Genomic DNA, 12,306 nt, shown 5'->3' with positions numbered 1-12,306 from the left:
GCCCAAGTCTTTAGACTTGGGTGGTTGACACATCTTAATAATGGCTCGCAAACTTTGCCAAAGTTAAAAGTTAATGCCGATTCAGAAACACAATTTCCTAATATGCTTAATATTTTCTCATATTTCAAAAACATTGTCAAGTTTTTTTTAGAAAAAAAAGCAAGTTGATGTATTTCCCTGAATCTGTTATCATAACTTCATGCCGAGACTCAATCTCAAACCCACTCACAAAGCAATCCGCGACTACTACGCCACGCTACAGCAATACGCACAACACGACATCATACGCGAAAGCGCGGTCAGTTCTCCTTTTGAAACCCTTCTGCACGCCTGCGCAAAGCAGATAAACGCTACGCTTGTCCCACAATATCCAATGCGCGCTCCAAAAGGAAATCGTATCGTTATCGACGGTGCCATCATCGACACATACGGACTCCCGCTCGCCTACTGGGAGGCGAAAGATATAGCGGATAACCTCCGTAAAGCTGCACAGGAGAAACAGGATGTAGGCTATCCGCTGGACAATATCCTCTTCCAAACACCGCAGCGCGCCATCCTGTATCAGAACGCAGTAGAGGTGCTTGATATAGATATCACCGACCCCGCCAACCTGATTGCCGCCCTCCAATATCTATTTGCTTACGTCCCACCCGAGATTGACAATTGGCAGACGACCGTCTCCGATTTCAGAGAACAGGTGCCGGACCTCGCAGGCAAACTCAAAGAACTCATTGAACAACGCCACGAAACCGATTTTGCGTTCAAAAAAGGGTTCACCGACTTTTACGAAATTTGCCAGACCTCCATTAACCCAGATCTCTCACGAGATGCGGTTGAGGAGATGCTCATTCAACACATTCTCACCGAACGTATCTTCCGCACGGTTTTCAATCGGTCGGATTTCGCCCGCCGAAATATCATCGCCCGCGAGATTGAAAATGTCAGTGACACCCTTATGGAGCACGCAGTGAGTCGCGACGCGTTTCTCGCACCGCTCGACCGCTTCTACCTCGCTATCGAGCAGGCTGCCCTGCTCTGCAAAGACTTCTCTCAAAAGCAGCACTTTCTCAACACTTTTTATGAGAAGTTCTTTCAAGGGTTCTCCGAGGACGTAGCCGATACACACGGCATCGTCTACACCCCACAGCCGATCGTCGATTTTATGGTGAAAAGTGTGGCGTATATCCTTGAAACCGAGTTCGGTCGGTCGTTGTCGGACACTGGCGTTCACATCATCGATCCGTTCGTCGGCACAGGCAATTTTATCGTCCGTCTCATGCAGGACATCCAAGGCACGGCGTTGGAGGAGAAATACCGCAACGAGTTGCACTGCAACGAGGTGATGCTCCTGCCTTACTACATCGCTAGTCTGAACATTGAACAGGAGTACTATCAACGGATGGGAACGTATCTGCCGTTTGAGGGGATCGCGCTTGCGGACACGTTCGAGTTGCTTGAGCAGCAGCAAAGAGAACTCTTCACACAGGAAAACACAGAACGCGTGGAGCGACAGAAAGCAGCAGATATGTTTGTCGTCATCGGCAATCCGCCCTATAACATGGGACAGATTAACGAGAACGATAATAACAAAAATCGGACGTATGAGACGATGGATGATCGAGTTGCGGAGACGTATGTAAGAGATTCCGAAGCAACACTGAGGAATAAACTCTACGATCCGTACGTTAAGGCGATTCGGTGGGCATCTGACCGGATTGGTAAAGAAGGGATCGTTGCCTTTGTGACGAATAACGGTTTTCTTGACCGTATGGCGTTTGATGGGATGCGGAAACACCTCGCCGACGATTTCGATGCGATTTATATTCTGGACTTGGGCGGGAACGTCCGTAAGAATCCAAAGTTATCTGGAACAACACACAACGTCTTCGGCATTCAGGTTGGCGTGAGTATTAATTTCTTTATCAAGAAAAGTGCTGAGAAAACAGATTCAAAATCCACCGAAATCTTCTATGCTCGCGTTGATGAATTTTGGCGGAAGGAGGAGAAGTATAACCATCTCAATTCAAAGGAACATTATCAAAACGTTGAATGGCAGCAGATAATACCGGATCACCGCTATACATGGTTCACCGAAGGATTGCACGCTGAGTTTGACACCTTCCTACCCATGGGAAGTAAGAAAACAAAAAATAGAACAGATGGAAAGACTATTTTTAATCTATATTCTCTGGGTGTCGCCACGAATAGAGATATTTTGACTTACTCTTTTGACCTTGAGTTGTTACGAGAACGGGTGCATACATTTATTGAAATATACAACACCGCTGTTGACAAAAAGCGAAGGCATAATCTAAAAACTCCAGTTGAAGATTTCATTGACACAACTGACTCGCGTATCAAATGGACTCGCCAAGTTAAAGCATCACTGAAAAAACTGGAGCCAAGCACCTATGAAGATACCCACTGTCGCACAGCTTTGTATCGTCCCTTTTGTCAGAAATATCTCTACTTCGATAATTTCTGGAATGAGGAACGTTATCAACAGTACCGAATCTTTCCAACACCTGAGACGGAATCTGAAAATCGAGTGATTTGTGTGCCAAGTAAGGGCGGGCGGACCGATTTTTGGTGTTATTTAACAAATGTAATCCCAAATTTGACGATAACTTCTATAGATGGAAATCAATGTTTCCCATTCTACACCTACGATGAGGATGGCACAAACCGCCAAGAAAACATCACTGATTGGGCATTGACCGAATTCCGAAACCACTACGGCGATGATACCATCACCAAGTGGGATATCTTCCACTATATTTACGCTCTCTTGCATCATCCCACCTATCGGGAAACATACGAAATGAACCTCAAGCGCGACCTCCCGCATATCCCAACCCCCCTTGCCCCCCTTGACAGGGGGGTTGCATCGGACTTCTGGGGATTTGCCACTGCGGGGGCGGCGTTAGCAGACCTCCACATCAACTATGAATCCGCGCCGATATACGATCAATTGCGGCAGCATGAAACCCCCGGCGTGCCGGTCGATTGGAACGTGGAGAAAATGAAATTCTCCAAAGATAAGACGCAGTTGATATACAACGATTTCTTGACGCTGGACGGCATCCCTGCAGCGGTTTATGATTACAGGTTAGGCACTCGGTCTGCGTTGGAATGGGTGGTGGATCAATATCGAGTGAAAGTAGACAGGCGGAGTGGGATTGAAAGCGATCCGAATCGTATGGATGAACCGCGATATATCGTGGATTTGATTAAGCGGGTTATTACGGTGAGTCTAAAAACGGTGGAGATTGTTGGGAATTTGCCGGAACTTTGAGCCAGAAATGCGTAATGAATTGCGCGACTACGAACCATATCAGTTACAAGGACTATCCCGTCTCTAACCCTCTAATTTTTTGATAATTCGGGACTTCAATTCTTCGTCCTCCATTTTTTCCGCCAAATTTAATGCCCTCTGAAAATCTCGCTTGGCATCATCTGTGAGCCCTAACTTCTCCTTGGCAATACCTCGGTTGTAGTAGGCATTTGTATGGTTTGGATTGAGACGGATAGCCGCGTCATAGTCCGAAATAGCCGCTTTAGGATGCCCTAAATTAGATTTCGAGACGCCTCGATTGTTGTAGGCATCTACATCGTTTGGATTTAGACGGATAACTGCATCATAATCCGAAATAGCCTCAAAGTATTGTCCAATCTCGTCTTTCGCATTCCCTCGGTTGTAGTAGGCACTTGCATCGTCAGGATTAAGACGGATAGCCGCATCATAGTCAAGGATAGCGGCTTCAGGATGCCCTAAATTAGATTTAGAGATACCTCGATTGTTGTAGGTATCTGCATCGTTTGGATTTAGACGGATAGCCGCATCATAGTCCGAAATAGCCTCAAAGTATAGTCCAATCCGGCCTTTCGTAAAACCTCGGTTGTAGTAGGCTTTTGCATGGTTTGGATTTAGACGGATAACTGCATCATAATCCGAAATAGCCTCAAAGTATTGTCCAATCCGGCCTTTCGCAACACCTCGTTTAAAATAAGCATTAGCAAGGTTAGGGTTTAGGTCGAGTGCTTTATCATACGCCAAAATAGCGGATGCATAATCTTCCTGATCGAGCAGCGCATTACCTTTATTAAAGTAACTCTCGGCAGATTCGACAGTGTCATTTGCGTTGTTAATGCTTTCCATTAGACTTTCTCTCTTGTGGCCTGAGCATCGGACTTTAAGGAGGTTTCCAATTCTTTTCCCTCGGGGAACTTTGACGGCACTGTTGGGGTGGGAGCAGTTTCGGTCTCACTTATCTGTGTGGGATTCGTAGAAGCATCCGTGCTCTGATTAGGGTGAACAACTTGAGTAGGAGTTGTCTTGTTGTCCTTGTTCTTTTTCACCTTTTCGTAAACAGAAAGCAACATGGGAGCGAAAATCCCTGCAAGGATTACATACTGCCACCGAGTGTTATTTTTTGTGTCCCGCTCAATTCCTGCGATTCTTATTTGCATATCGACCACAGTTGTATTCAAGGCAGTTACGCTCTCTTCGAGTTTCGTAATAGTTTCAGTCAAGGACTTCATATTCCTATTCAATTCTTCCACATTTTCGGCAAGTTTCAACACATCTATATCTTTGGTAACCGTTATAACGCCCGAATCCGATGACTCTTGCCCATACGCAGCAGAGACAACAGAAAGAACGCACAGAATTCCGATGAGTATAACTCGCCTATTTCGCATTGTAAATCCCCGTTTTCCGTAGCGTAAACTTTTAGTTTGCGCACGCTTTATACACAATCTAAATGAAGATTAATTTATTAATTCGGTAATTTCCTAACGGGTCCGGTGCGGTTAGGAAACCGCATCTACCGGGCCGGGGAAAATATTGGATTACCGATTTATTTTCTGAAACTTCATAAAGATTGTGCTACAAAGAGGTAACTTAGGTTATTTTAGCATATTTTTTATAAAAGAAAAAGCAAAATACAAACGACTGCTAAATCCGCAAAATCTGCGTTATCCGCGCTAACCTACAATGTCAAGTGAGTTTCCAAATTTCCGTTCGATTTAGGGCGACAAGCGTTTCATCTCCCATGTTCCATCGGGCTGGAGCGTATAACAGAGTCGATCATGGAGACGGTTCGGACACCCTTGCCAAAATTCAAATAGATTCGGCACGAGTCGGTATCCACCCCACTGTGGTGGACGTGGAATGGTATCTTGGGCATAGGTCTTTTCTACTTGTTGGAACCCTTCTGTGAGATGTTCTCTTCCCGTAATCACAAGGCTCTGACGCTCTGTCCACACGGCGAGTTGACTGCTTACAGGACGACTGGCGAAGTAAGCATCTGATTCCTCCGCTGTCATTTTTTCGACAGTGCCGGTACTGCGGACCTGCCGATCGAGTTCACGCCAATAGAATACCAACGCGGCGTTCGGGTTTTCAGCCAGTTCCTTTCCCTTTTGGCTCCCATAATCCGTGTAGAAACAGAAACCTCTCGCATCGAAACCTCTGAGGACCACCATTCGAGCGGAAGGAATACCTTGGGGTGTTGCTGTCGCTAACGTCATCGCATCCGGTAGGTCGAGTTTGGCGGCAATCGCGTCCGAGAACCATCTTTCAAATTGTTCAAACGGATCGGACGAAACATTCTCTTCAAGTAGGTGTCCATCATGGACTCTATATTCTCTGCGTAGTTTATCGGTATTCATTTTTTAAACTATGGTCTCCTGGGCTGCGCTCCATTATATTACGCGCAGGTTTTCAGTCACGTCACGATCCGTCTGGAAATCTGCCCATTTTTAAAAAGGGCAGAGGACAAGGTTCCAAAATTCACCAGCGGTCACTGAGTAGTGCGTTTCAGAGAATGTTTACTTTTTCCAAAAATTCGGTGAAAAAAGGATAAGCACGGTATAAAGTTCTAAACGTCCCAGTAACATACAGAAAGACAAGATGTATTTTCCAGCCGTGTGAATATGGGCGTAGTTATCGGTGGGTCCCACACTGCCGAGACCGGGACCGATGTTTCCGAGTGTAGCGATTGTCGCACCTGCGGCACTCACAAGATCAAGCCCCAAAGTTGCCATAATGCACGTTACAATCGCAAAAATCCCGATGAAAAAGAAAAAGAAACCGAGAACATTGGTCATCACTTCGGGGGGGACGACTCGATCGTTAACACGAATAGGGAGCACAGCATGTGGGAAAAGGAGGCGTTTAATTTCGGCGCGACTCTGTTTAATAAGGAGTAGGAATCGGACCTGCTTCATACCGCCTCCCGTGGAGCCGGCGCACCCCCCATAGAACATAAGTGTCACTAAAATGAATTGGGAGAGGGCGGGCCACTGCTCGAAGTCAGCCGTCCCGTAGCCAGTGGTCGTGATGATAGATGTCACCTGAAACGTAGCATAGCGTAGCGATGTCCACATTGAATCATAAGGGATATCCCCATCGACCTGAAACCTGATGGTATTCCATGAAATTAGGGTAATACTCACTGCGATAACAATACAGTAGAATTTGAATTCTGTATCCTGGAAATAGGCTTTGACATCGCCCCGAAGCGCACGATAATGCAGCGCGAAATTGGTTCCGGCGAGAAACATGAAGAAACTGATAACCATGTCAACATAAACACTGTTGTAGTGCCCGATGCTCTGGTTCTTCGTTGAAAACCCACCAGTTGCCATCGTGCCGAAGGTGTGGCAGAGTGCGTCAAAGAGTGACATGCCGCCGAGCATCAGGAGGGCTGTTTCTAAAAAAGAGAGCAGGAGATAAACGCCCCAGAGAAGTTTAGCGGTTTGTGCGATACGGGGGGTGAGTCGATCGGTCTGCGGTCCGGGCGCCTCGGCACGAAAAAGCTGCATACCCCCGATGCCGAGCATCGGAAGAATGGCGACGGCAAGCACAACAATTCCCATGCCACCCAGCCAGTGGGAAAGGCTCCGCCAGAAGAGCACAGCGTGTGAAAGATGCTCAATTTCGGTGAGGACAGTGGCACCCGTCGTCGAGAACCCTGCCATAGATTCAAAATAACAGAAGGAAAATTCTACCCACGGGGAGCGACCTTCACTGCGAAACACGTCTGCAAATATGTAGGGGAGCGATCCAAAAAGGGCAACTGTCACCCATCCCAAAGCGACAACTGCAAAACCTTCGCGGATGCCGAGTTCTTCCTGTCGTGCGCGAATGCTAAAGCGGAGAACCAAACCAACAACTAAGGTGAGTATCGCTGATATGACAAAAGCCGACAAATTGCTCTCGGCTTCACCTGCTCTTGTCTGATAATAGATAGCCACTCCCAAAGGCAGCAGCATCGTTCCGGCGAGACAGATAAGCAAATTACCAAGCGTATAGGCGATTAATTTAAGACTCATATTTAATAGTTATCGGTTATCGGTTGTCAGTTAAGAGAGCTTGATATATCAATCCGTGACCTCTGGGAATAATCCAAACTCGGGTAGATTGTTACAGAAGTGTCTCTTTACCGATAACCGATACCTGAGAATTGACAACCATTTAGTCTCTCCGCTCCGCGAACAGGTCTTCGACAATTGGAATCGCGTCGGGCATACTAAAGACGATCACGCGATCTGCAGGTTGGATAACAGACTGCCCGGTTGGAATCATGAGTTTTTCTCGTCGAAGAACGGCGCCGATAAAGGCATTTTCTGGAAATTTTGATTTGAAAGAGATGAGTTCCTTGTGGACAATCTTCGCGTTGACGCCAGCGACAATCTCAATCACTTCCGCATCTATCCCGTGGAGCGATGCAACAGAAATGATATTTCCGCGACGGATGAGCCGCAGGATATTGCTCACAACTGTGAGATGTCTACTCACCGCGCCATCGAGTCTCGGAATACGTGCCAACAAAGGGAGATAACGGGGGCGCTGCACGAGCGCGAGGACACGCTGGGCGCCGTTCTCTTTAGCAGTCATGCATGCCATAATGTCGTTTTCATCGTCCCCTGTGACGGAGACGAATCCATTAACACCCTCTACACCTGCTTCTTCAAGGAGTCTGTATTGAAGATAATCGCCTTGTAAAACGGTGGTCCGCTTGAGGCGTTGGGAGGCCAGGCGCGCTTGGGTTTGATCGGCTTCAATAAGTTTGACATCGGTGTCATTTTCTTCAAGCACACGAGCGAGTCCAATGCCAATGGGACTTGCCCCTACAATGATAACACGATCGAGTTGCTGGTTAAATGTGATACCACTAATGCGTAACAATTGCTCAACTGCCAGCGAACTGCCGATGACAAATGCTTCATCCCCTTGTTGCAGCGCATCTGCCCCTCTCGGAATGATAATGTGTCTGTTGCCGTTACTGATCAGGTTGCCGTTATTAGGGGTGCCACGACGACTAATAGCAGCAAAGCGGATATCGGCGAGCAGCCCACTTGCGTCCAACTCGGCGAGCGATTTTCCTATTAAGGGGTTTGACTGTCTGGTACGAAACGAGACAAGTTGGACTTTTCCGTCTTCAAAGTCGACAATTTCTCGTGCCTCAGGTATCTGCAAGAGCCGGACAAATTCAGCAATGCAGCGTTGCTCTGGACTCACCAGTAGATCAATGCCGAAATCTTTAGGCGTCAGTCCACTTTCTGTAGAGAAGTAGTCAGGATTTGAGACACGTGCGATTTTTGTGCTGACGCTGTATCTGCCGGCTATCTGACAAGCCAGCATATTAATCTCATCACTATTCGTAACGGCAATGAGGAGATCCGCTTCGTCAATACCAGCGGTCTTGAGAAGGCGCGGGGATGCTCCGGAGCCTTGCAGTGTCTGCAAGTCCAATTGTTCATTAACCCGATCGCAAGCAGCATCGGATTCATCAATGAGAACAACATCGTTATCTTGGACAGTGAGAAGTTTGGCAATATGGAACCCAACCTCTCCTGCACCTATAATTATCGCTTTCATATTTTTAAAGTTGTCAGTTATCAGTTGTCAGTTACACCATTTCTGAAAGTCCATTGTTTGGAGACCAGATTATTGAATTTTTTCATGCTTTCAATATGTATCAAGCGGGGGGCAGGCACACATAAGGTTCCTGTCGCCATAAACCTCGTTGATACGTGCAACTGCGGGCCAAAATTTAGCCTCGCGGACCCACGGTTTCGGAAACGCAGCTCTTTCACGGGGATAGGAATACTCCCACTCGGATTGTGTAACCATTTCTACGGTGTGAGGCGCGTTTTTCAACACATTGTCTGCCCGATCAGCGGCACCTGCCTCAATTTCCGCTATCTCTTCACGAATTGAGATAAGGGCATCACAGAACCGCTCTAATTCTGCTCTCGATTCGCTTTCCGTCGGTTCAATCATCATCGTTCCCAAGACGGGCCAAGAGACAGTCGGTGCGTGGAATCCATAATCCATCAATCGCTTTGCGACATCCGTCACATCTATATCAGCACTCTTCTTGAAAGCACGCAAATCGATGATACATTCGTGTGCCACTAAACCATTTTTTCCGGTATAAAGGACAGGATAATGCGGTGCAAGCCGTTTGGCAATATAATTGGCGTTCAGGATCGCGACTTCTGTCGCTGCTGTAAGTCCTTGCGGTCCCATCATCGCTACATAAGCCCATGAGATAGGCAGAATTCCTGGACTTCCCCACGGTGCAGCGGATACGGCACCAATACCAGCATCACCCCCGACGGGGACAAGTGGATGTGTTGGCAAAAAATCTGTGAGATGTGCCTTGACCCCAATGGGTCCCATCCCTGGACCCCCGCCGCCGTGTGGGATACAGAAAGTTTTGTGAAGGTTCAAATGGCAGACATCCGCGCCAATATCCGCAGGCTGTCCGATGCCAACGAGAGCATTCAGATTCGCGCCGTCCATGTAGACCAGTCCACCGGATTGATGAACAATATCGCAAATTTCTCGAATTTTCTCCTCAAAGACCCCGTGTGTTGAAGGGTATGTAATCATGGCAGCTGCAAGATTTTCACGATGCTCGTCAGCTTTTAATTGGAGATCCTCGATATCAATATTCCCATCCGTATCGCACGCCACGACGACCACTTGCATCCCCGCCATCACAGCACTCGCAGGATTCGTGCCGTGCGCAGATGTTGGTATTAGACAAACATTACGATGCGACTCCCCGCGACTCTGGTGATATTTTCGTATGACTAACAGTCCGGCATATTCACCTTGCGAACCCGCATTCGGCTGCAATGAGATACCACTATAACCCGTTATTTCAGCTAACCACATCTCCAATTGTGAAAATAGATGCTGATACCCCTTTGCTTGTTCCAGTGGTGCGAAGGGGTGCAATCCGCCAAATTCGTTCCATGTTACCGGGACCATCTCCGCCGTAGCGTTGAGTTTCATGGTGCAAGAACCGAGCGGTATCATCGCATTCACAAGGGAGAGGTCTTTGGTTTGAAGTTTGTGGATATAGCGAAGCATCTCGGTTTCAGAATGGTAACTATTGAACACCGGATGCGTTAGGTAGGCACTCTTGCGTTGCAAATCTATTGGAATTTCACTCGCGGGAACGTTTTCCAAACGTGTCTGTGCACCAAATATTTGCAAGATTTCTTCAACATCAACAGGTGTTGTTGTTTCGTCTAAAGAGATACCGATATGCGTTGAATCAATTGCCCGAAAATTTATTTCTCTTGCACGTGCAGAAGCGAGCAATTCTGCTGTTGCTTCCGCTGGGATCGTAACAGAAAGTGTATCAAAACAGGGAGTTGTGCCTGTTGTAAATCCCAGTTCTTCAAGCCCCGCCCGTAATGCGCAAGTGAGGGAGTGGACGCGTTCAGCAATATGTTTAAGTCCGGTAGGTCCATGATAAACCGCGTACATCCCCGCCATTACAGCGAGGAGGACCTGTGCGGTGCATATATTGCTCGTGGCTTTTTCGCGTCGGATATGCTGCTCCCGCGTTTGGAGTGCCAGACGGATCGCGGGTTTGCCGGTCGCATCTTGAGAAACCCCCGCAATCCGTCCGGGAATACTACGTTTAAGTTCTTCATGTGTGGAAAGAAAAGCTGCGTGGGGACCGCCGTATCCGAGCGGCACCCCAAATCGCTGAGCGCTACCGATAGTGATGTCAGCGCCGAATTCCCCAGGAGGACGTAAGAGTGTTAGTGCCAACAGATCCGTTGCAGTAACGAATAAACCGCCAGCGGCATGCACTTGTTTAGCGAACTTACTGTAATCGTAAATCGCCCCATCTGTAGCCGGATATTGCACGATGGCACCTAAGATCGGTGTGTCAAAATTGACCTCGCGATGATCACCGATTTGTAGTTCAATACCGAGGGGTTCAGCGCGTGTTTGTAGGACAGCGATTGTTTGTGGATGACAGGTTTCTGAAACAAAAAAGTTTCGACTGATCTTCTGTGGTACATTCGCAACACACATTCCCATCGCCTCAGCGGCGGCGGTTGCCTCATCTAAGAGGGAGGCATTCGCGACAGGTAAACCGGTTAAATCAATTACCATTGTTTGGAAGTTAAGCAATGCCTCCAAACGTCCCTGTGAAATCTCGGCTTGATAGGGGGTGTATTGGGTATACCAACCGGGGTTTTCCAGAATATTTCGCTGGATGACTGGCGGAACAAAGCAATTATAGTACCCCATTCCAATAAAGGAACGGAAGACCTTATTTTCGGAGGCGAGCTTCTTTAACGATGTGAGAACTTCTGACTCTGACTTTGTAATATGGGTTTGCAAACTACGTCCTGAGCCACACACCTCTCCATTTAAACGGAAAGGAGAAGCTAAACGAATGTCCGTTGGCACAACCTCTTCAATGAAATCAGCCATTGAAGAATAGCCGAGCGTTGACAACATCAGTTCAATATCTTCTGAACGGGGCCCGATGTGTCGATCTGCGAAGGATCTTCCGTTTTTCTGTTTTTTATCCATGTTCCGCCTCAATATGTGCCTGATAACTCTCGGCATCAAGAAGCGCGTCAAGTTCGCTGTCGTCAGTCATCCTAATTTTGAGAAACCATCCCTCATCGTAAGGGGCTTCATTAACCTGTTCTGGGGCATCAAGGAGGGATTCGTTCACCTCAATAACCTCCCCGCTGACAGGGGCATAGAGGTCAAATGCGGCTTTGACAGATTCTATCACGCCGAACTCTGTTTTCTGTGTGAGCTCAGTGCCAACTTCAGGCAATTCAACGTAGACGATATCCTGTATTTCGGATTGAGCGTAATCGCTGATACCGATGGTAACAATGTCGCCTTCTTGTTTTGCCCATTCATGGCTTTCCATGTATTTTAAATTTTGTGGAATCATCTTTTTAATTATTTAATCTGGTCAGCACAGACGATGTCCGTGCTGGTTTTCAGTTGAATCAATA

At 47.4% G+C, this 12,306-nt stretch carries 8 protein-coding genes; 1 reads left to right on the top strand and 7 read right to left on the bottom strand.

Annotated elements, in window-relative coordinates:
- Positions 1-199 precede the first annotated feature (199 nt).
- Complete coding sequence (locus F4X88_13040) at positions 200-3,295, top strand: N-6 DNA methylase (GenBank protein MYA57217.1); 3,096 nt, start codon at positions 200-202, stop codon at positions 3,293-3,295.
- A gap of 63 nt (positions 3,296-3,358) precedes the next feature.
- Here the strand turns inward: F4X88_13040 and F4X88_13035 are convergent, their stop codons facing one another.
- From F4X88_13035 to gcvH, 7 genes are all read right to left on the bottom strand, one after another.
- Complete coding sequence (locus tag F4X88_13035; protein MYA57216.1) at positions 3,359-4,159, bottom strand: tetratricopeptide repeat protein; 801 nt, start codon at positions 4,157-4,159, stop codon at positions 3,359-3,361.
- The gene (locus tag F4X88_13030; protein ID MYA57215.1) at positions 4,159-4,533 is read right to left on the bottom strand and encodes a hypothetical protein; all 375 of its coding nucleotides are present in this window, start codon (positions 4,531-4,533) and stop codon (positions 4,159-4,161) included. Before F4X88_13030 ends, F4X88_13035 begins: the two co-directional genes overlap by 1 nt.
- A 495-nt stretch (positions 4,534-5,028) precedes the next feature.
- Positions 5,029-5,673 (bottom strand): pyridoxamine 5'-phosphate oxidase, encoded by a 645-nt coding sequence (pdxH, locus tag F4X88_13025; protein ID MYA57214.1) that lies wholly within the window; start codon positions 5,671-5,673, stop codon positions 5,029-5,031.
- Positions 5,674-5,832: 159 nt separating this feature from the next.
- Positions 5,833-7,338, bottom strand: coding sequence for a TrkH family potassium uptake protein (locus F4X88_13020; protein MYA57213.1), 1,506 nt, complete (start codon positions 7,336-7,338; stop codon positions 5,833-5,835).
- Between the two features lie 142 nt (positions 7,339-7,480).
- Complete coding sequence (gene trkA, locus F4X88_13015) at positions 7,481-8,887, bottom strand: Trk system potassium transporter TrkA (GenBank protein MYA57212.1); 1,407 nt, start codon at positions 8,885-8,887, stop codon at positions 7,481-7,483.
- A gap of 90 nt (positions 8,888-8,977) precedes the next feature.
- A complete protein-coding gene (gene gcvP / locus F4X88_13010; protein MYA57211.1) occupies positions 8,978-11,863 on the bottom strand; it encodes an aminomethyl-transferring glycine dehydrogenase in 2,886 nt (961 codons plus the stop codon).
- The gene (gene gcvH / locus F4X88_13005; protein ID MYA57210.1) at positions 11,856-12,242 is read right to left on the bottom strand and encodes a glycine cleavage system protein GcvH; all 387 of its coding nucleotides are present in this window, start codon (positions 12,240-12,242) and stop codon (positions 11,856-11,858) included. The genes gcvP and gcvH overlap by 8 nt, the downstream gene beginning before the upstream one ends.
- Positions 12,243-12,306 lie beyond the last annotated feature (64 nt).

It is taken from the genome of Candidatus Poribacteria bacterium (genome assembly GCA_009839745.1).
Classification (GTDB): Bacteria; Poribacteria; WGA-4E; order WGA-4E; family WGA-3G; genus WGA-3G.
Note: the sequence above shows the minus strand (reverse complement) of the source record. Positions and strands in the feature narration are given on the sequence as shown.

What these genes read in the sequence shown, in the direction of transcription:
- F4X88_13040 (MYA57217.1), top strand. Translation starts at nt 200, where the DNA reads ATGCCGAGACTCAATCTCAAACCCACTCACAAAGCAATCCGCGACTAC.
- F4X88_13035 (MYA57216.1), bottom strand. Translation starts at nt 4,159, where the DNA reads ATGGAAAGCATTAACAACGCAAATGACACTGTCGAATCTGCCGAGAGT.
- pdxH (MYA57214.1), bottom strand. Translation starts at nt 5,673, where the DNA reads ATGAATACCGATAAACTACGCAGAGAATATAGAGTCCATGATGGACAC.
- F4X88_13020 (MYA57213.1), bottom strand. Translation starts at nt 7,338, where the DNA reads ATGAGTCTTAAATTAATCGCCTATACGCTTGGTAATTTGCTTATCTGT.
- trkA (MYA57212.1), bottom strand. Translation starts at nt 8,887, where the DNA reads ATGAAAGCGATAATTATAGGTGCAGGAGAGGTTGGGTTCCATATTGCC.
- gcvP (MYA57211.1), bottom strand. Translation starts at nt 11,863, where the DNA reads ATGGATAAAAAACAGAAAAACGGAAGATCCTTCGCAGATCGACACATC.
- gcvH (MYA57210.1), bottom strand. Translation starts at nt 12,242, where the DNA reads ATGATTCCACAAAATTTAAAATACATGGAAAGCCATGAATGGGCAAAA.